The sequence below is a fragment of the Rhodococcus sp. BH5 genome, assembly GCF_027583855.1.
GTDB classification, from domain to species: Bacteria; Actinomycetota; Actinomycetes; order Mycobacteriales; family Mycobacteriaceae; genus Rhodococcus_F; species Rhodococcus_F qingshengii.
On record NZ_JAJHVW010000009.1, the window covers coordinates 151,938 to 170,153 of the forward strand.

19 protein-coding genes are annotated in these 18,216 nt (G+C 61.4%); 10 read left to right on the forward strand and 9 right to left on the reverse strand.

Annotation, left to right across the window (positions count from 1 at the left end):
- The first annotated feature begins 34 nt into the window (after positions 1 to 34).
- Positions 35 to 262, forward strand: coding sequence for an RNA-binding S4 domain-containing protein (locus tag RhoBH5_RS22465; protein WP_003943569.1), 228 nt, complete (start codon positions 35 to 37; stop codon positions 260 to 262).
- Positions 263 to 277: 15 nt separating this feature from the next.
- On the opposite strand, the gene rraA is transcribed toward RhoBH5_RS22465, so the two are convergent.
- On the reverse strand, positions 278 to 754 hold the full coding sequence (rraA, locus tag RhoBH5_RS22470) for a ribonuclease E activity regulator RraA (protein ID WP_003943552.1): 477 nt from the start codon (positions 752 to 754) through the stop codon (positions 278 to 280).
- A 30-nt stretch (positions 755 to 784) separates the two neighbouring features.
- Complete coding sequence (locus tag RhoBH5_RS22475) at positions 785 to 1,408, reverse strand: TetR/AcrR family transcriptional regulator (RefSeq protein ID WP_042453334.1); 624 nt, start codon at positions 1,406 to 1,408, stop codon at positions 785 to 787.
- Positions 1,409 to 1,532: 124 nt separating this feature from the next.
- Here RhoBH5_RS22475 and RhoBH5_RS22480 point away from each other — a divergent pair, with 124 nt between their 5' ends.
- From RhoBH5_RS22480 to RhoBH5_RS22490, 3 genes are read left to right on the forward strand one after another with little or no spacing between them, the layout of a single operon-like run.
- Complete coding sequence (locus RhoBH5_RS22480; protein WP_065352822.1) at positions 1,533 to 2,741, forward strand: phosphotransferase family protein; 1,209 nt, start codon at positions 1,533 to 1,535, stop codon at positions 2,739 to 2,741.
- Positions 2,738 to 3,901 (forward strand): hypothetical protein, encoded by a 1,164-nt coding sequence (locus tag RhoBH5_RS22485; protein WP_064688032.1) that lies wholly within the window; start codon positions 2,738 to 2,740, stop codon positions 3,899 to 3,901. Before RhoBH5_RS22480 ends, RhoBH5_RS22485 begins: the two co-directional genes overlap by 4 nt.
- 51 nt (positions 3,902 to 3,952) lie before the next feature.
- On the forward strand, positions 3,953 to 4,897 hold the full coding sequence (locus RhoBH5_RS22490) for a tyrosine-protein phosphatase (protein ID WP_192712820.1): 945 nt from the start codon (positions 3,953 to 3,955) through the stop codon (positions 4,895 to 4,897).
- Between the two features lie 10 nt (positions 4,898 to 4,907).
- Here RhoBH5_RS22490 and RhoBH5_RS22495 read toward each other — a convergent pair whose 3' ends face one another.
- Positions 4,908 to 5,483, reverse strand: coding sequence for a hypothetical protein (locus RhoBH5_RS22495; protein WP_064113858.1), 576 nt, complete (start codon positions 5,481 to 5,483; stop codon positions 4,908 to 4,910).
- A gap of 148 nt (positions 5,484 to 5,631) precedes the next feature.
- Here RhoBH5_RS22495 and RhoBH5_RS22500 point away from each other — a divergent pair, with 148 nt between their 5' ends.
- Positions 5,632 to 6,090: a GNAT family N-acetyltransferase gene (locus tag RhoBH5_RS22500; RefSeq protein ID WP_042920782.1), complete on the forward strand. Its 459-nt coding sequence runs from the start codon at positions 5,632 to 5,634 to the stop codon at positions 6,088 to 6,090.
- Positions 6,091 to 6,152: 62 nt separating this feature from the next.
- Here RhoBH5_RS22500 and RhoBH5_RS22505 read toward each other — a convergent pair whose 3' ends face one another.
- On the reverse strand, positions 6,153 to 7,049 hold the full coding sequence (locus tag RhoBH5_RS22505; protein ID WP_054780980.1) for an oxygenase MpaB family protein: 897 nt from the start codon (positions 7,047 to 7,049) through the stop codon (positions 6,153 to 6,155).
- A gap of 171 nt (positions 7,050 to 7,220) precedes the next feature.
- Between RhoBH5_RS22505 and RhoBH5_RS22510 the strand changes: the two genes are divergently transcribed.
- Both RhoBH5_RS22510 and RhoBH5_RS22515 read left to right on the forward strand, forming a co-directional pair.
- Entirely contained in the window at positions 7,221 to 7,679 is a 459-nt protein-coding gene (locus tag RhoBH5_RS22510; protein WP_003943607.1) for a hypothetical protein, read from the forward strand.
- A 152-nt stretch (positions 7,680 to 7,831) separates the two neighbouring features.
- The gene (locus tag RhoBH5_RS22515; RefSeq protein ID WP_192712821.1) at positions 7,832 to 8,215 is read left to right on the forward strand and encodes a helix-turn-helix domain-containing protein; all 384 of its coding nucleotides are present in this window, start codon (positions 7,832 to 7,834) and stop codon (positions 8,213 to 8,215) included.
- Here RhoBH5_RS22515 and RhoBH5_RS22520 read toward each other — a convergent pair.
- From RhoBH5_RS22520 to RhoBH5_RS22530, 3 genes are all read right to left on the reverse strand, one after another.
- Positions 8,161 to 9,609 carry a histidine-type phosphatase gene (locus RhoBH5_RS22520; RefSeq protein WP_270008816.1) on the reverse strand — a complete coding sequence of 483 codons (1,449 nt, stop codon included), beginning with the start codon at positions 9,607 to 9,609 and terminating at the stop codon, positions 8,161 to 8,163. The two genes, RhoBH5_RS22515 and RhoBH5_RS22520, sit on opposite strands and share 55 nt — an antisense overlap.
- A gap of 378 nt (positions 9,610 to 9,987) precedes the next feature.
- Positions 9,988 to 11,637 carry a class I adenylate-forming enzyme family protein gene (locus tag RhoBH5_RS22525; protein ID WP_161121515.1) on the reverse strand — a complete coding sequence of 550 codons (1,650 nt, stop codon included), beginning with the start codon at positions 11,635 to 11,637 and terminating at the stop codon, positions 9,988 to 9,990.
- Positions 11,634 to 12,587 carry a cyclase family protein gene (locus tag RhoBH5_RS22530; RefSeq protein ID WP_270008817.1) on the reverse strand — a complete coding sequence of 318 codons (954 nt, stop codon included), beginning with the start codon at positions 12,585 to 12,587 and terminating at the stop codon, positions 11,634 to 11,636. The genes RhoBH5_RS22525 and RhoBH5_RS22530 overlap by 4 nt, the downstream gene beginning before the upstream one ends.
- Before the next feature lie 115 nt (positions 12,588 to 12,702).
- On the opposite strand from RhoBH5_RS22530, the gene RhoBH5_RS22535 reads away from it, so the two are divergent.
- On the forward strand, positions 12,703 to 13,629 hold the full coding sequence (locus RhoBH5_RS22535) for a TetR family transcriptional regulator (RefSeq protein WP_270008818.1): 927 nt from the start codon (positions 12,703 to 12,705) through the stop codon (positions 13,627 to 13,629).
- Between the two features lie 46 nt (positions 13,630 to 13,675).
- Positions 13,676 to 15,403 carry an oleate hydratase gene (locus RhoBH5_RS22540; protein ID WP_073512952.1) on the forward strand — a complete coding sequence of 576 codons (1,728 nt, stop codon included), beginning with the start codon at positions 13,676 to 13,678 and terminating at the stop codon, positions 15,401 to 15,403.
- Between the two features lie 7 nt (positions 15,404 to 15,410).
- Here the strand turns inward: RhoBH5_RS22540 and RhoBH5_RS22545 are convergent, their stop codons facing one another.
- Positions 15,411 to 15,788, reverse strand: coding sequence for a DUF5313 family protein (locus tag RhoBH5_RS22545; RefSeq protein ID WP_003943558.1), 378 nt, complete (start codon positions 15,786 to 15,788; stop codon positions 15,411 to 15,413).
- Between the two features lie 30 nt (positions 15,789 to 15,818).
- Positions 15,819 to 16,790 carry a GlxA family transcriptional regulator gene (locus tag RhoBH5_RS22550; protein WP_007735863.1) on the reverse strand — a complete coding sequence of 324 codons (972 nt, stop codon included), beginning with the start codon at positions 16,788 to 16,790 and terminating at the stop codon, positions 15,819 to 15,821.
- A 71-nt stretch (positions 16,791 to 16,861) separates the two neighbouring features.
- On the opposite strand from RhoBH5_RS22550, the gene RhoBH5_RS22555 reads away from it, so the two are divergent.
- Positions 16,862 to 18,178, forward strand: a complete 1,317-nt coding sequence (locus RhoBH5_RS22555) for an MFS transporter (protein WP_047272696.1) — start codon at positions 16,862 to 16,864, stop codon at positions 18,176 to 18,178.
- The last annotated feature ends 38 nt before the right edge of the window (positions 18,179 to 18,216 follow it).

The window sequence follows — 18,216 nt, forward strand, 5'->3', positions numbered from 1 at the left end:
TGTCCAGTTTTGTGGGAGGAGGAAGATGATTGACATGACCGACAACATTCCAGCAGTACCCATCCGCGACGAAATGATTCGGCTCGGTCAGTTTCTCAAGCTCGCGAACCTCATCGAATCGGGCGCGGAGGCGAAGGAAGTGATCGCCGACGGCATGGTTTCGGTCAACGGTGAGGTCGAAGATCGTCGGGGCCGCCAGCTTCGTGACGGCGATGTCGTCGAGATCGGCGGGATGGCCGCCAAAGTGGAAGCCCCCGCCTGATCCCGCGACTTCTGACTAGCTTTCGCGAACGACGACGCCGTCCTGGTCGCTGTAAACGATCTCGCCGGGGTTGAAGGTGACTCCGCCGATTTCGATCGGCACGTTCTTCTCGCCCGAACCGGTTTGAGTGCTCTTGCGCGGGTTGGTGCCCAAAGCCTTGACGCCGATGTCGAGGGTGCGCAGGATCGCGGAGTCGCGGACGGCTCCGTTGACGATGACACCGGCCCAACCGTTGTCGACGCCGCGGCCGGCAATGATGTCGCCGACCAGCGCGGTGTGGATGCTCGCGTCACCGTCGACGACGAGGACTCCGCCGTTGCCGGGTTCGCTGAGGGTCTGCTTCACGAGCAGGTTGTCCTGGAAGCACTTGATGGTGGTGATGGGGCCGGCAAAGACTTCACGTCCACCGAACTGGGTGAACTGCGTGTCGCAGCTACGGATGTCGGGTCCGATCTCGTCGGCAAGGTCAGCGGTCGCTACAGGCTCGGTCATGCCCCACAGGATAGTCGGCGGGGCTCGGGCCTAGTTGTCGTCGGGGAGTATGCCGTTCAGCACTATGTCGGCAAGAGAATCGGCAAACGGTCCCGGGTCCGAGACGTCACGAACCGACATCGCAAAGATGGCCGCGCCAGCCATGATGTCGAGAAGAGCGTCGGCGTCGACGCCGCTTCGGATGTCGCCGCGCTCTCTCGCCGCCTCGAGTCGACGGTTCAGCTCGACGCGGACTCCGGCCAGTTGCCGCACCACGAGAACGTCGCGTAATTCCGCGTTTGTTCGCACTTCGCTCATCAATCCGGGAGCAGCGGCTCGTGTGGCGGGAGCTGCGAACAGAGCAACCGCGCCGTGCACCAGCGCGCGGATCTGATCCGTGATCGTGCCCTCGGTGCCGAGTTCGGTGTCGATGTCCGCGCCCTGTTCGACGTCGAGTACGGGATAGATCGCGTCGTTGACGATGTGTGCCTTCGACGGCCACCGACGGTAGATGGCTGGACGTCCTACTCCCGCACGCGTGGCTATGGCGTCGATGGACGTGCCCGCGTACCCCTTTTCTTCCAACAGTTGCCTGGTCGCGTCCAGTACTGCGTCGTCGATTGCAGGGTTTCGCTGCGGGCCCAGGCGGTGCTGAGTTTCGGAATCTTTGGACATTTTGGGCAAATCCCTTGCGGTATCGCTGTGATGGCCGTTACATTCTGTCACGGCTTTAGTCGATACATATTGTATCGACAATCGGCACGTGCGCATCGGCGCCACCGAACCACGAGGAGTGGTGATGAACCTTCGAACCGAAACAGAAACCTCCGGCGAAGATCCCGACTACGCCGAATTTGCCAGGCCCGGCGAATCCCGCAACGACCCGGCGGAGATGCGGCGCAGCCTCGAAGGCTGGCTCGCGACCGTGCTGTGGCGAGGTTCGAAACCTTCCGTGACCTCGGTCGAGGTGCCGGCCGCGAACGGCATGTCCAACGAAACTGTGCTTTTCGATGCGACGTGGATCGAGGACGGGATTCGAGCCGAGCATCGCTTGGTCGCCCGTATCGCCCCGCGGGACAGTGCGGTACCGATCTTTCCGTCTTACAACCTGGACCAGCAGTTTCGGGTCATGAGCGCCGTCGCCGCTCACACGTCGGTGCCGATCCCGCGGGTGTACTGGTCCGAGAGCAACCCGGACGCGCTCGGCGGCGAGTTCTTCGTGATGGAACGGCGTGAGGGCGAAATCCCGCCCGATGTCATGCCGTACACGTTCGGATCCTGGCTCTCGGAAGCTTCGGCCGACGACTGTTCTCGACTCCAGCAGTCATCGGTCCGGGTGCTCGCCGAGCTACACGCTATGGCCGATCCGCACCTCGCACTCCCCGAGTTGTGCCGCGATGGTGCCGAACCGACTGGGGCAGAAGCACTTCGCGCGCACCTCGAGGACCAGCGGCGCTATTACGAGTGGGCAACAGCCGACGGACCAGGATCTCCTTTGATCGAGCGCGGTTTCGACTGGATCGAAGCGAACTTTCCCGTCGATGCCGGTTCCGCAGTGCTCTGCTGGGGTGACTCGCGGATCGGAAATGTCATCTACCGCGACTTCGAGCCGGCGGCGGTCCTCGATTGGGAGATGGCCACACTGGGGCCGCGTGAGCTGGACCTCGGCTGGATGATCTTCCAGCACAGGTTCTTCGAGGATCTCGCTGCCATGGCCGGACTCCCCGGAATGCCGGACTTCCTTCGTCGCGAGGACGTGGCAGAGGCCTACGGCTCGCTTTCCGGCCACCAGGTTGCGGATCTAGATTTCTACATCCTTTACGCCGCGCTGCGGCACGCGGTGATCATGTTCCGAGTCCAAAGCCGCGCAGTGGCTTTCGGTCAGGCCGAATTCCCCGACAACCCGGACGAGATGATCCTGCACCACAAAACACTCGAAGCCATGCTCGACGGCACCTATTGGGAGTCGCTCGCAACATCCCCGCTCACAACAGGAGATGCACGATGACACTGTCCCCGCTCGACGACTACCCGGTACATCAGATCGCCGAGACCATCCGCCACGTGGGCACCTCGGATCGAAACTTCTACGACCGCTACTACTTCAACTGCCATGCCGGCGTCGACGGCGACACCGAGCCGCTGTTTCTCATCATCGGTCTCGGTCAGTACCCCAATCTTGGTGTATGCGACGGCTTTGCGGTTCTTCGGCGCGGCGAAGACCATATTGTCTTCCGGGCATCCCGAGCCTTGGGTGACGATCGTATGGACCTGTCAGTAGGCCCGCTGCGAATCGAAATCATCGAGGGTCTGCACCGCCTACGTGTGGTGTTGGACCCGAGTCCCGAAGCGCCGGACCTGAGCTTCGACCTCACCTTCGAGTCCGACGGCCCCGCCAATCTCGAGGCCAGACATTTCCATCGCCAGCTCGAACGAGTCACCTTCGACACGCAACGATTCGTGCAGACCGGAACATGGTCCGGATCCCTGACCGTCGACGGCGACGTCATCCCGGTCACCCCGGAGACGTGGCGGGGTAATCGCGATCGGTCCTGGGGTGTGCGACCGGTCGGCGAAGCGGAACCGCCTGGACGCAAGGCAGATCCGGCGATAGCCGGCAGTCAGAACTTCTTCTGGATTTACTCGATCATGCAATTCGGCGACTTCACCATCGTCACGATCGTTCAAGAAGATCAGCAGGGACGCCGAATCCTCGAAGATGCGACTCGCGTCTGGGCGGACCGCTCGCGCGAGCCGGAGTGGTTGGGTCGACCGGACCACCAGCTCACGTTCATTTCCGGTACTCGCGAGGTGAAGAGCGGAACTCTGTACTTCCGGCGCCCCGGTGCACCAGGCGAATCCGACCACATCCTGGAGATCACCTGCGAACCGATACTGCCCAACTACATCGGTGTCGGCACGGGCTACGGACTCGAGCAGGATTGGCGCCACGGGATGTGGCAGGGCGAACTGGTGGTTCAGGGCCTGCGAGAGAAGGTTTCGGACATCGAACCGTGGAAGAAGATGCTGTGCCCGGTCGACAACTTGGCTCGGTTCACCCTCGTCGAGGACGGCGTAACCCGCACCGGGACAGGCCTGTTCGAGGTAGCAGTCATCGGACCTCACCAGCGATACGGATTTACCGGCATCGGTGACGTCGCTCCGTAACTCCAGATCACCACACCACAAATCCCAAACTACAGAGAAAGGCACTGCCACATGTCCACACGCACACGAATGTTGTTCGCTCGCACTGCGAAGGCCGCCGCACTGGTTGTTACAGGTGGTCTGATGTTTGCTGCTCCCGCCACGGCAATCCCGCTCGACCTGGGCTCTCTCAACACAGGCTCGCTTGGAGCGGTCGATCTCGGCTCGCTCGATCCTGTCCTCGCGCCGACACCGAATTTGGCCTCCGTGGCCAACTTTCGCGACGTTGCCGGCAACGACGGTAGGGGATACGCCACCGTCGACGGCTCACACCTCAAGCGCGGCGTCATCTACCGGTCCAATGCGCTGACCGCGACCACCGACGCAGACAAGACGACACTCACCGGCCTCGGACTTGCCGACGCCTATGACCTGCGCGGCGCAACCGAGATCTCCAACCCGTTCATCGGTGGCGCGGACAAACTCCCGGACGGTGTGACGTACACGAACATCCCCATCGAGTTCAAGGATCTCACCCAGCTCGCGACGACGATCAAGTCGCCGGAGGAGGCCAAGCAGTTCTTGGTCGACACCAACCGCAGTTTTGTCACCGATCCCGTTCGCCGTGCCGGCTTCAAGCAGGTCCTCTCGGACATCGCTGCGAGTGACGGGGTGCAGTTGTTCCATTGCACCTCAGGCAAGGACCGCACGGGTTGGACCGCGATGTTGCTGCAGACCATCGCCGGTGTCCCCGCCCAGACGATCATGAACGACTATCTGTTGAGCAACACCTACCTTCAGGCGACCAACGAGAAGATCCTTGCGCAGATCTCTCAGGCCCTGAGCCCGCAGGTAGCGACCAATCTCGAACCGGCCCTAGGTGTCGACGCTTCGTACCTGGAAGCTGGACTCGCGCAGATAGCCAGCGATTACGGAACCGTCGACGGTTATCTCACCGAAGGTCTCGGACTCACTCCGGACACGATCGCGCTTCTGAAGGCCAAGCTCGTCGACTAGTTGCGCGCCGCTAAAACGCTTGAACGAACGAGTACCAGTCGCCGTCGAACTCCTGGTATCCGATCTCGCCGTCGCGGCGGGGCTTGCCGAGATATGGTGCGCCGTCGGGTAAGTACGCCAATCCGATCGAATCGATCAGACCGCCCTCGATGTGGAAGCGGCACCCGTTGCCGACGGGCCAGACCTGCAGGACCCGGTAGACGCCAATTGTTCGGTTTTCCAACGACTTCTGGCAATCCGCGGCCACTGCTTCGAGCGAATCTTTCGACAATGCAAACGCAACATGCGAAGGGACGGACAAGGTCACGAGCGCACCGGTGACGAGCACGATCACCGGCGCGATCGTGCTCAAACGCAGAGTTTTGTACTTCATCCAGCCAATCAGGCTGAGTATCAACCACACTCCGCCCAAACCGAGCAGTACTGAGGCTGCGAGCGCAAAGAACGGAAAGTACACAACCGGCGGCATGAAGGACCACACGATGACGCCGCATGTGAGAGTGACAAGCACTGCGGTGACAATCGCTGTCACCTTCCACCAGGATGCCGGACCTCCACGCTCAGTTGTCGGATCACCGTCAGTCATCGGACAACCCTTGCACAACGCGGTAACTGCGGAGCGGCAACGAATGGAATTGTTCCACTGATTTACGTCGGGGTCGTCCTGCGTGGATCCGAAAATTGAACACTTTCGGCCCGGTCAGTGCGCTGACGCCTGAGGGTATGGTCGGATTGTGAACCAGGATCTGATCATTCGCCGCTACGTATCCTCGGATGAGGATGTGGTCGTCGACTTGTGGTCGCGCGCTGCCCGTGAAGCCCACCCGTTCCTTGCGGGTGAGGGGACGGGCGAACGCGAGCAGAAGATGCGAGAGGTCTATCTGATTCAGGCCGACAATTGGGTCGCTGAGCACAACTCCGCTGTCGTTGGACTGTTGGGAATGATCGGCTCCGAAATCGGGGGACTGTTCGTCGCGCCGGCGTCACAAGGGTTGGGCGTCGGGCGGGCGTTGGTCGAACACGCCACAACCATGCACGGCGAGGTGACACTCGAGGTCTACACCCTCAACGATCGCGCCCGCAGGTTCTATGCGCTGATGGAGTTCGAAGAAGAGGGGCGTCGACACGACGCCGAGACGAACCATGAATTGATCACCCTTCGTCGTACTGGTCGCGACTCCTCCCTCATCTAGGCATGAGAAACGCGAATCAGCCCGGGTGCCAGGAGTTCCACCACTCCACGATGGGAACCTGCTTACGCTTGGGCCTGCTGGTCTGCCTGCAGGTGCTTGACCGGGCATCCCGTGGGGAAGGTGCCGAGGTCTTCGACCTTGTAACCGCTCGGGTAGCTGCGGATGTTGGGCAGTTCGCGGGCGAATTTCCGCTTCGTACGCACGGGGAAGAACCGCAGCAGGCGCGCGCGGACCTTCAGCGCACCGCGTGAGACGACGCGCATCGCAGTGCTCGGGTGCCTGTAGTGGAAGGCGTCGAGTAGGTGATCGTCCATGAGAGCGAAGGCGAATCCCTTGACCAGAGCCTTCGGTGCCAGGTTGTTGGGCGGGAAGGTGCACATCAGGTCGAGGGTGGAATCAGCGACGGCTCGGGCGCCGGGATCGAATGAAAAGTGTTCGCGCTCATAGTCGTCGAGAAGTTTGACGAAGCCCTCGTAAGTGTCAGGAGTGTCTTTGATGTTCATGTACCGACCCAGGTGGCGGTAATAATTCGTCGACCCGACGATCTCGTTGTCGGTCATCTTCCGCCAGCCGTACTCGTCGAGCCATCTGACCGGCGTGACGACGAAGGTGGCCAGGACATAGAGCATGTCGTCGTTGGAGATGTCGTACGAGCCGTGCATCTGATTCATTCGACGCACGCTCTTGCGGCCTTCGGTGCTGCTGAGGCCGTGCTCGAGGATGGCGTCGAGGATCAGGCTGGTGTCGTCGTAGCGCTTCTGAACCTTGTCGGTGAACTCGCCTGTGGAGAAGAGGAGCTTGCCGATCGAGGGGACAGCGTACGTACGAAACAGTGCGAAGCTGAGCGCCTGATTGATGTCCCAGGGAAACTCTTGCGCCGCGAGAATGCGCGACATCTCTTCGTAATCGGTTTCGGGATCGAGTTGATCCGTGCGACTGCGGAGGTCGTAGCGCTTCATCTGAACACTCCCTGGGACTGGTCTGCGCGCGGCAGAGGTAGGTGTGAGCTGCACCACCGACTGTAGTTCTGACAACACGCGTTGTCTAGGGGGTGTGAATAGTCGTCTTTCCTTCGTTTCGGGCGTTGTACCAGGGGTATCCGGAAAGTGTTGTCGACCCGAGGAGCAGCTATGAGCGTCACACGCACGGCCGGGGTTTTTGCGGCCATCGGACTACCGATTGCCGCGAGCGTCATGTTCGCCGGAGTCGCCTCGGCTGATCCGCCCCACCCTTTCGGCGGCGCCGCCGTCACTATCGGGTGTCCGAATCAGGGGTCGCTGGCCTCGTTGACCGGGCTCACCGGCCAGTCCGGGCCAGAATCCAATCCGCCCATCGCCAAGGGTGACATTCGCTTCGATTCGTTCCCGGCCGCTGCACCCATCCCGGCGGCGGGTCAGGTGACTGTTGCGTGGGTCAACACCGACACGGGCAAGTCCGGAATCGTCGACCTGGTCGGTACTTATCCGTACCTGTCCGCGACGGTGAACACCGGCGTCGGCAATGTCGTTGCGACGGCGTTCGGTTCGATCAACTGGGGCAGTAGTCCCATCTGCCAGTCGAATCCGACGATCGGCAGGTTCATAGCCTGATCCTGAGCCTCATCGTCGCGGCCTGGACGGGCACAGGGTTGGCGGTATCGCGTGATTATCTGTCATCTCGGAGATACCGCCGGGTCCGTCCCATCCCATATTCTGAAACATGTTAGGTGAAAGCATATTTCAGGGATGGAAAAGGTGGCGACGTGAACGGGTCGAGCGCGCGTCAGTTGATGAGCCAGATGCTCGTCGAAAAACGAAACAGTCTTGCGCCCGAAAAGGTCGGCATGCGCTGCGAGGGTGCTCGCCGAATGCACGGCCTCAGTCGGCGCGATGTCGCGCAGATTGCCGACATCAGTTTCAATCACTATCAGCGGCTGGAACAGGGTACGTCCGTTGGTGTTTCGGCTCCGGTCATCGTGAGGATCTGCGACGCCTTGTTGATGGAAGACGACGAGAAGGCGCGCATGCTGGCATTGCACCAGGTATGGGCGCGCCCTCGTCGACCGCTGGCTGGATCCCGAGTTGCCGGATCTCAGGGTGCCGGTGAAATCTCCGGCAGGCAGCGGGCCAGTTCGTCCGGCGTGTAGAAGAAACTTCCGGCGCTCACCGGAGCGCACGGGGCAGCAAAGGCTGTCTCGCGCTCGTTGTAGAGCATTCGGACCAGACGCTTACCCTCCGGTCCGGCGTACACGTCCCACTGCACGTTGGCAGCCATCGGGCTGACCTGCGATCCGCGCCAGGGGTTGTTCGCATAGGTGTAGAGGTCGCCCTCCGCCTGCGAGATGGTGCTTCCCGGCAGTTTCAAGAGTGCCGCGAAGGGGATGATCGTTTCTGCGTGTGCAAACCGGAAATCCGCTCCCGGGACGGCGTCGTCGCCGGTGTGTTTCTGCAGGCCGCGCAGGAACTCGTCGCGCAGGACGGTTGCCATCCGGTAGGTGACGTCCTCACCGGTGAAGCCCGGGCCCTTGGCGTAGAAGTCCTCGGCATCGTTCGTGTATGCGAGCCACTGCGCGTCAGCAGGTTCGATGAAGCGCTCGAAATTCCACTTGCCTTCTTCGGCCATGCCCGGAGTGATGATGTACGTGTTGTACAGCATGTACGCGGCGTCGACTTCGTTGTCGATCGTGCTGGAACCCTTGCCGCGGTCGACGAGTGAGAACTCGCCCGCGCTCAGGCGGTTGACGAAGTCCTCCGAGTAGAGCCTGAGCATTATGTGCCGCGAGACCTCGCGGGTGCGGAGAAGATCGGCGATCTGGTCGTCGACGGCTTTCAGTCGAGGATCGGACTCTTCGTAGTCCTTGTAGTCGGAGTTTGCATCCGAGTCGTGGAAGTAGAGAAGGTCGGCATCCGTGGTCACCGGCGCAACATCGCCGGCGACGGCTGGAAACGCACCGGTCAGCCCTTGCGCGAAGTTCTCGGCGCTGTCCACGGCACGGTCCACACCCGACGAGGTCAAGGTGATGGTGCCCTGTTGCGCTGCGATGGCGTCGAACAGTTGGGGGAGGCGTTCAGTGACCCGCGCGCCGAGCTGTCTGTGTTCGGTGATCCCGAGTCCGCTGAGGTTGCCGTACCCCAGCTTCTTGTTGGCGGCCATGAGATCACGAAGGGCCGGGCCGAATTCCTTGCCGACGGGAGTCAAAGCGTTCTCGGCTTCGGCGATTTCCCACAGCTGCAGGCTCAGGTCGTCGTACTTCAGGCTCGACAGTGCTCTGGAACCATGGCGCGCAACACTTTCCGTGTACACCGGGGAGTATCCCGTCGGCGGCGCCTGATAGTCGGCGATGCGCTGGCCGGGAGTGTAGGGCGTCTTGGACGTGAAACCGCCGTCGCTGACGGTCGGTATCTCTGTCGAACCGGAACTCGAACCGGCGTCGAGCGAACCGAACGGTGACGCCGTGGCGATGGACTGGACGCTGCTGGTGACAAGCACTAGTCCGACAGCGCCGGCAGCGGCCAGCACGCCGAAGCGTGAGCTTCGCATGGTGAGTTGATCCTCTCCGTCGGTGCCGAGGTGACACGACGGAAGGAAAGTTAGAACAGCTGAGCGTCCGAATTGCTCCTATTTGCCCATGTGCAGATGGACGCGGGGTTACAAGTTTCGGATTCGCGGAGCTCAGGAGGGTTTGGCGGCAATCCCGATCGACACGGAGAGCGACAACGCGATGAGGGTCATGGCCAGCCACTGGTAACTCTTGGGCGTGGGCTGCTTCTTACGTCCGAACTTGCTCACTGAAGTCTCCCGTTTGTCCGTGGGTACTCAGCACATATTACTGTTCCATTACCCCGATTGCGTGGTCGACCTAAAACTGTGCGCGATCAGACAGCAGGCGGACCGTGAAGTCCGCCCGCTGCCCTGTGATCAGGAGGTCGTGCGCAGCTCCCGTCGCAAGATCTTGCCCGTGACGGTCTTGGGCAGTTCCTCCACCAGCACCACGGAGCGTGGGTACTTGTACGCCGCCATCCGCTGCTTGCAGTGATCGATCAGATCTTCCGGGGTGACCGACGCCCCCGCGACGAGGCTGACAAACGCCTTCACCGTCTCACCGCGGTATTCGTCGGCGATCCCGACGACTGCCGCCTCACGGACTGCGGGGTGCTCGGCAAGAACGTCCTCGACCTCGCGTGGCCACACCTTGTAGCCGGACGCGATGATCATGTCCTTCTTACGGTCGACGACGTAGAACCAGCCGGCTTCGTCCATGAACCCCACGTCGCCGGTGTGGAACCACCCGTCGCGAATGGCCGACGCACTCTCCTCCGGCTTGTTCCAGTAACCGCGCACCACCTGTGGACCTCGGACGACCAGTTCGCCGATCTCTCCGATCGGCAGGACCGCACCGCCCTCGTCTTCGATGCGGACCACGGTGTTGGGTACGGGAACGCCGACAGACAGTGCTCCGGATGTGGGGTCGACCGGCGTATCCGCACCAACGGGAACGGCATGGGTCGGCGACGTGGTCTCGGTCAGCCCGTAGATGTTGTGCAGCGCAGCACCGGTCATGGCGCGGACGGCCTCGGCGGCAGTCGGCGAGATGGGTGCGCCGCCGGAATACAGCAACCGCATGGAGGAGAAGTCTTCCGGCGCGCAACCCGGAGTGTTGAGCAGTGCCGTAAAAGCAGTGATGGCGCCGACTGTGAATGTCGGTTGGTGCTCACGAATCGCGTCGAGCATCACCTCGGGCTGGAAGCGATAGGCAAGCACCAGCGGCATTCTCGCCAGGACGGACACCGCGATGTGACCGATCAACCCCGTGATGTGGAAGAGCGGTGCAACTCCGAGAACCGTGTCCTTCGGGGTGAGCCCCAACCAGTCCCGGTACACCTGGGCGTTGAAGGTCATGTTCGCGTGAGAGGTCATCGCTCCCTTCGGCGGACCGGTGGTTCCCGACGTATAGGTCAGTACCGCAATGTCTTCCGGTGCAGCGTCAGTGGTGATCGGATCGCCGAGACGATGTTCGTCGATCAGCGTCGCGAGATCGTCGGTACCGAGATCCTTCTTGACGATTCCGTCGAAAATCCTCGGATCGTTGCGACTTTGGTACTCGAGTTCCGAGGTGGTGATAACTCGCCTGACCGGCGAGTCGGAGACGACATTGCGGCCGACGGACTCGTAGAGCCCCTCGAGAGCGATCAGAACCGCTGCTCCGGAATCTTCGAGTTGGTATCCCAGTTCTCGTTCACGGCTCATGGGATTGATCGAGACTGCGACGCCGCCGGCTTTCCAGATTCCGGCGAGCGCAAGCACGAACTGCGGAACGTTCTGAAGGAACAGAGCGACGCGGTCACCCTTCACCAGTCCACCGGCTCGGAGTGCTCGGGCCAGGGCGTCACTCTGCTGATCCACTTCGGCGTAACTGAGTTGACCGTCGAAGTACTTCACAGCCGTGGCGTCCGGATCAGAGCGGACCGCCGCTGCCAACATTTCGAGCATCGTGGGGTGCTCGACGTCGATGTCGGGGGGAACGTCGTTGCGGTACAACGCCAACCAAGGGCGATCTTCGTATGTCATTTGATGGCAACCGGATTCACGGGAGAGCCGCTGGCCTTGGCAACCTTGAGTGGTGCGGCGACGTACAGGAACGTGTACTGGCCGTCGGCCGCGCAGTCCGCGGCCAACTTCTCCAGATCGCAGATCTCGGTGAACACCACTCCGAGGTTGCGCATCAATGCGTTGTGGAGAACCAGTGCCACACCGTTTTCGGGGTCGGTGGTGACCTCGTTGGCAATGGTGTCAGTGACAAGGTTGGGGATCTCCATGTCCTGGAACCACTGGACGAGTTCGGGGCTGTAGATCAGGCCGGGCTCGCAGAAGCCCTCGTAGAAGGCTTCGCCCTGGTCGAAGAACAGCTTGAGGAAGTTGGTGCGGATGACGAGGATGTCACGCTTCTCGATGGTGACGCCCTGCGCTTCGGCACAGGCCAAAAGATCATGGTGCGTGAATGTTTCGGCCTTGTCGAGGTTTTCCTTGCCGCGGAACTTTGCCACGTCGAGAAGTACTGCGCGTCCGACGACGCCACGGTCGGCAATCGGTTCGACGCTGGCCTTCTCGAGGCCGCCGACTGTCGTGTCAGCGGAGTATCCGTTCCACAGGGCGCCGTCGTACCAGACATGGCCGAGTGCGTCGTACTGCGTCGAGCCCTGCAGGAACGCGTCGATCTTGTCGTCCGCGTAATGCAGGCCGCCGGGGAAGTTGGGTGCGTCGTCGCCGTCCCAGCTGCTCTCGTCGAAGATCTGTGTGCGCTCGGCGGGGCTCCGGCCCGGCCAGACCGGATCACCCTTGGGATCGCCGATTAGACGTTGGAGTGTGAACACGGAACCCTGCTTGATGGTTCCGACGCCACGAAGCACCTGTCCGGCGTCGAGGTAGTTCAGTGAACCGACCTCGTCGGACTCTCCCCACTTGCCCCAGTTGCTGGGTGCGTCGCGCAGGAGTTCTCCAAGATATGGCGCCTCGGTCATGGTGATTCGATCCTCTCGCTACCGACACCGAACGATCGCTCGGGCGGACCTGGGTCTTTGTGATCCACATCATGTTCAGGCCGATAATCAGTAGTCAACAGGTTCACCGATTGCCGTGGTCATCGCATTGTTGGAAATCCAATGTTCGGGAATACTGAACGCTGTGACCGAATTCGAGAATGCCGTCCTGATCGGAGCGTCGATCCGGCAAGCGCGGCGTCACAGCGGGCTCTCGCTGCGTGAATTGGCCAGGCGTCTCGATGTCAGCCCGGCTACCCTCAGCGCTGTCGAGACCGGAAAGACCAGAGTCAGCGTCGACCGGTTGGCGGCAATCGGCGGGATTCTCGGAGTGCGTTTCGACGCTCTGCTCCCGGCTGCGATAGTGCGTCCGCCGGAACAGCCGCGATGGGGAGGCGACGACGCCGACCCGGACGCACATTTTCGCCCGAACGAGTGGCGAAGGTTCGGTCCGAGTTCGTTCGATCCGGTGTTGGCTGCAGCGCTCGCGGAGATGGTGAAGACCGGATATCACGGCGCTGCGATGCGTGAGATCGCCAAACGTGCGCAGATGAGTGTTCCGGGTCTGTATCACCACTATTCCAGCAAGCAACAGATGTTGGCCGAAATTCTCGACCTCACCATGGATGAACTCAACACGAGATCGTTGGCGGCAATCGACGAGGGCGAAAGTCCCTCCGAAAGGCTGGCTTTCCTCGTCGAATGTGTGACCTTGTTCCATATCTATCGGCGTGATCAAGGATTTCTCGGTGCCAGCGAAATGCGCAGTCTCACAGCCGAGAACAGATTGCGCATCACGGAATCACGCAACTACCAGCAATGGTTGATGACGAAGCAGGTCGACGACGGAATCGCTGCCGGTGTGTTCGGGACGGATCGGCCGCGACAGGCCGCGCGTGCAATAGTCGTGATGTGTGTCTCTGTCGCGCAATGGTATCGGCCGAGCGGACCACAAACGCCCGAGGAAATTGCACGCGACTACGCGCGTTTTGCACTGGATCTGGTGCGCCTTCAGCGATCGTGACGGACGTCATCCGGTTCGGGTGATGCGCCAGCGGGCAAAGGGGTCCATGCTTGGAAGGTATCCGTACCGCGACTCGAGTAAGGAACGAAACCCAATGTCTTCCAAGCTGTCTCACAAGGCCTACATGATCGGTGCCGGCATCGGAAACCTCTCGGCTGCCGTCTATTTGATTCGAGACGGTGAGTGGAGCGGTGAGGACATCACCATCATGGGGCTGGACATGCATGGAGCGAACGACGGCGAATCTGCCGCTACCTTCCAGCACCAGTACGGTCATCGCGAGCTGGGCAACGACGCGGGCTTCATCAATCGTGGCGGTCGCATGCTCAACGAGGAGACCTATGAGAACCTCTGGGACGTGCTGAGTGTGGTTCCGTCGCTGGACAACCCGGGAAAATCGGTGACGGATGACATTCTCGATTTCGACCACGCGCATCCAACGCACGACGTCGCACGATTGATCGATCGCGACGGCATTCGCAACAAGGGTGAAAACGACTACAAGCACATGCAATTCGACAACAAGGATCGGTACTTGTTGACGAAGCTGATGACGATGCCGGAGTCGGACGAGGCAAAACTCGACGACATCAGTATCGAGCAGTGGTTCGAGGACACTCCGCACTTCTTCACCACCAACTTCTGGTACATGTGGGAGACCACATTTGCTTTCAAGCGGGTGAGTTCGGCGATGGAGCTGCGCCGGTACATGAACCGAATGATTCTCGAGTTCAGTCGCATTCAAACTCTTGCCGGTGTCACCAGATCCCCGTACAACCAGTACGAGAGCATCATCTTGCCGATGCGGGCCTTCCTCGAAGGCAAGGGCGTGAAGTTCGTCAACGAACTGAAGATCACGGAGTTCGTGTTCAAGGACACCCCGCTACGAGACGAGATCATCGTGACGGGACTCGATTACGAAAACGTCCGCACCGGTGAGAAGGGCCGAATCGACGTGGCGGAGGGCGATTTCGTCTTCGACACCAACGGCAGCATCACCGACAGTTCTTCGATCGGCGATCTGGATACCCCGATCGTCGAAGACATGAGATACGCACCGAGTGCGCTGCTGTGGAAGCAGGCCACCGAGCATTTCTACGATCTCGGGAATCCCGACAAGTTCTTCGGGGACCGGGCGCAGAGTGAGTGGACCAGCTTCACCGTCACCACTTCGTCACACGAGCTCATCAACGAGATTTCCCGAATCACCAAGCAGCTCCCCGGAAATGCGCTCAACACATTCGTGGACTCGAACGTGCTTCTCTCGATCGTGGTCCACCATCAGCCGCACTACCACGCGCAGAAGGAGAACGAAGGAGTCTTCTGGGGTTACTGTCTGTTCCCGCGCAAGGACGGCGACTACGTGAAGAAGCCGTTCATCGAGATGACCGGGCGGGAAATGCTGGAAGAGACGCTCGGACACCTCGAGGCGCTCGACGAGAGCGGTGCGCTCGCCGCGCGTCGACAAGAGATTATGGACAGCGTCGTGAATTCGATTCCCAGCCATATGCCTTACGCCAGTGCGCTGTTCAATCGGCGCGCCGTCGGCGACCGGCCGCTGGTGGTGCCGAAGCACTCCAAGAACCTGGCGTTCATCAGTCAGTTCGCGGAGCTGCCGTTCGACATGGTGTTCACCGAGCAGTACTCGGTGCGCTGCGCTCAGGTAGCCGTCTACAAGTTCCTGGGGATTCCAGAAGACAAGCTCACCAAGATGCATCACTACGAGAAGGATCCGAAGGTCCTCGCCAAGGCCGCAGTGACGATGTTCCGCTGAGGGGTGCTCAGCGACCGTGCCGCTTCTCGTAGTCCTCGCGAGTGCGATCGGCACGGCGCTGGGCCTTCTCGTCGAGCAGTTCGGGATCGAGTCCGTGGCTCAGCAGGCGGTGACGGCGGTAGATCGTCCCGAGCGCCACGACGAAGTACGCGAGCGGGATGAGCAACAAGGCCATCATGGCCAAGGGAATCCAGATCGGTCCCGGGATCAAGAGGAACAGCAGAAGGATCAGCGTCGCCGGCACGGTGAAGCGGATGATGTAGCGGGCCTGGGCGCCCGGGCCGACGAGATCGTTCCGTACCCAGTCCTGATACCGGTCGGGGAGCGTCTTCCCCAGGAGGTATCCGCAGTACTGAGGAAAGTTCGGGCGAGTCTGTTCGGCCATGGCATCCAGGATAGTGCCTGGTACTGCCGCTTACACCGGTGCCTTGAACGTGCGTCGGTAGGCGCTCGGTGAAACGCCGAGGGCCTCGTTCATGTGTTGACGCATGGATGTCGCAGTCCCGAAGCCGGTTCGAGCAGCAATCGCATCGATCGACAGATCGGATTCCTCCAGTAGTTCCCGCGCCCGATCGACGCGTCTGCTGGTCAACCAGCGGTTCGGTGTGGTTCCGACTTCGTCGCGGAATCGACGGCTGAACGTGCGGACGCTCATGTTGGCGCGCGTCGCCAGGTCCGCCAGGGTGATCGGGTCGTCGAGATGTTCGAGGGCCCAGTGCCGAGCGTCGGCAGTCGATTCCGAAGGCTTGTCGGCCAGGGGGCGTCGGATGTACTGAGCTTGGCCACCGTCGCGCCACGGCGGTACGACGCAACGCCTCGCGACGGTGTTCGCCACTTCCATGCCGTGGTCACGCCTGACGATATGCAGGCAGAGGTCGACTCCCGACGCCACCCCGGCCGAGGTCAGGATGTGGCCTTCGTCGACGAACAGCACGTCCGGATCCACGTTCACCTTGGGATAGACACGCTGGAAATGGTCGGTGTTGCGCCAGTGCGTCGTGGCGCGGAGTCCGTCGAGCAGACCCGCCGCGGCGAGGATGTACGACCCGGTGCAGATCGAGACCAGCCGAGTGCCCGGCCGGATGTGTTGGAAAGCTGCGGCCAACTCGGGGGAGAGGTAGCCGTCTTCGTAGGCCGGACCCAACTCGTACGACGCGGGGATGACGACGGTGTCGGCGGTGGCGAGCAACTCGCTCCCGTGGTCGACCGAGATGCTGAAGTCTGCGTCGGTCTGCACGGGATTGCCGTCGACGGTGCACGTCAGGATCTCGTACAGCGGCCGATCCTCGACGTCGAGGGCACGTCCGAAGATGCGCGCCGGGATGCCGAGTTCGAAGGGGATGACTCCATTCAGAGCCAGTACGACGACGCGATGCGGACCAGACATGGCTTGATTCTTTCATATATTGGCAATCTGGCCACTGTTCTCGATCGAATCCGAACTGCAGAATTCTCTCTGTGACTTCTGAGACCGCTCTCCCCGAATCAGGCCAACAGCAGGTGAGCCCGCCGCGCTTTCACCGCGCCTGGTCCGTCGCGATCGTGGCATTCCTGGCGTTGGTCGGTGCGGCGAGCTTCCGCGCTGCCCCATCGGTGCTGATCGATCCGCTGCACGAAGATTTCGGGTGGTCGCGCGCCAGCATCTCGGCGGCCGTCTCGGTCAACCTGATTCTGTACGGGTTGACCTCGCCGTTCGCTGCTGCCTTGATGGAGAGGTTCGGTATCCGGGCGGTCGTCACCTCGGCGTTGGCGCTCATCTCGCTCGGCAGTGGTCTCACCATCTTCATGACCTCGAGTTGGCAGCTCATTCTGCTGTGGGGTGTCTTCGTCGGTCTCGGTACCGGTTCGATGGCGCTGGCGTTTGTCGCCACCGTCGTCGATCGCTGGTTCGTCGAGAAGCGTGGTCTCGTGACCGGCATCCTGACGGCCGGTGGTGCTGCCGGTCAGCTGGTGTTCCTTCCGGTCCTGGCGAAGATCGCGGAAACGTACGACTGGAAGAGCGTCGCCTTCACAGTTTCGTTTGCTGCACTGGCCGTTGTGCCGTTCGTTCTGCTGTTCCTGCGTAACTATCCGTCAGACGTGGGTACGACGCCTTACGGAGCGCCCGCCGATTACGCCCCAGCAGCCAAGCCTGTCTACCAGCGCGGCGGTGCCGGAGGCCGGGCGATCTCGGTGCTGGTGATGGCGTCGAAGACCAAGGTGTTCTGGCTTCTCGCCGGTACCTTCGCGATCTGCGGCGCGAGCACCAACGGCCTGATCGGCACGCACTTCGTCCCGGCGTCGCACGACCACGGAATGCCGATCACGACTGCCGCGTCCCTGTTGGCGTTGATCGGAATCCTCGACATGGTCGGCACCATTGCTTCGGGTTGGTTCACCGACCGGATGGACTCGCGAAAACTTCTCGGCATCTATTACCTGTTCCGCGGAATCTCGCTGCTCTTCCTGCCGCTGCTGCTCGCCAACACCGTGAATCCGCCGATGATCGCGTTTGTCATCTTCTACGGGCTCGACTGGGTGGCGACGGTTCCGCCGACCGTCGCGCTGTGCCGTCAACACTTCGGCGCCGACGCCCCCATCGTGTTCGGTTGGGTGCTGGCATCGCACCAGATCGGTGCGGGTCTGGTGGCCTTCTTGGCCGGTCTCGTTCGTGATCAGATCGGCTCGTACGACGCTGCCTTCTTGGTGGCCGGCGCGCTCTGCGCGATCGCCGCAGTCATGTCGTTGTTGATCGCAAAACGTCCGAAAGAGGCAGTATTGGTTGACTCTGTCTGATTCGGCACTGTGATCGGTACCACCGACGGGGTAAGTTG

Coding starts and splice junctions, on each gene's coding strand:
- RhoBH5_RS22465 (WP_003943569.1), top strand. CDS start 35: ATGACCGACAACATTCCAGCAGTACCCATCCGCGACGAAATGATTCGG.
- rraA (WP_003943552.1), bottom strand. CDS start 754: ATGACCGAGCCTGTAGCGACCGCTGACCTTGCCGACGAGATCGGACCC.
- RhoBH5_RS22475 (WP_042453334.1), bottom strand. CDS start 1,408: ATGTCCAAAGATTCCGAAACTCAGCACCGCCTGGGCCCGCAGCGAAAC.
- RhoBH5_RS22480 (WP_065352822.1), top strand. CDS start 1,533: ATGAACCTTCGAACCGAAACAGAAACCTCCGGCGAAGATCCCGACTAC.
- RhoBH5_RS22485 (WP_064688032.1), top strand. CDS start 2,738: ATGACACTGTCCCCGCTCGACGACTACCCGGTACATCAGATCGCCGAG.
- RhoBH5_RS22490 (WP_192712820.1), top strand. CDS start 3,953: ATGTCCACACGCACACGAATGTTGTTCGCTCGCACTGCGAAGGCCGCC.
- RhoBH5_RS22495 (WP_064113858.1), bottom strand. CDS start 5,483: ATGACTGACGGTGATCCGACAACTGAGCGTGGAGGTCCGGCATCCTGG.
- RhoBH5_RS22505 (WP_054780980.1), bottom strand. CDS start 7,049: ATGAAGCGCTACGACCTCCGCAGTCGCACGGATCAACTCGATCCCGAA.
- RhoBH5_RS22510 (WP_003943607.1), top strand. CDS start 7,221: ATGAGCGTCACACGCACGGCCGGGGTTTTTGCGGCCATCGGACTACCG.
- RhoBH5_RS22520 (WP_270008816.1), bottom strand. CDS start 9,609: ATGCGAAGCTCACGCTTCGGCGTGCTGGCCGCTGCCGGCGCTGTCGGA.
- RhoBH5_RS22525 (WP_161121515.1), bottom strand. CDS start 11,637: ATGACATACGAAGATCGCCCTTGGTTGGCGTTGTACCGCAACGACGTT.
- RhoBH5_RS22530 (WP_270008817.1), bottom strand. CDS start 12,587: ATGACCGAGGCGCCATATCTTGGAGAACTCCTGCGCGACGCACCCAGC.
- RhoBH5_RS22540 (WP_073512952.1), top strand. CDS start 13,676: ATGCTTGGAAGGTATCCGTACCGCGACTCGAGTAAGGAACGAAACCCA.
- RhoBH5_RS22545 (WP_003943558.1), bottom strand. CDS start 15,788: ATGGCCGAACAGACTCGCCCGAACTTTCCTCAGTACTGCGGATACCTC.
- RhoBH5_RS22550 (WP_007735863.1), bottom strand. CDS start 16,790: ATGTCTGGTCCGCATCGCGTCGTCGTACTGGCTCTGAATGGAGTCATC.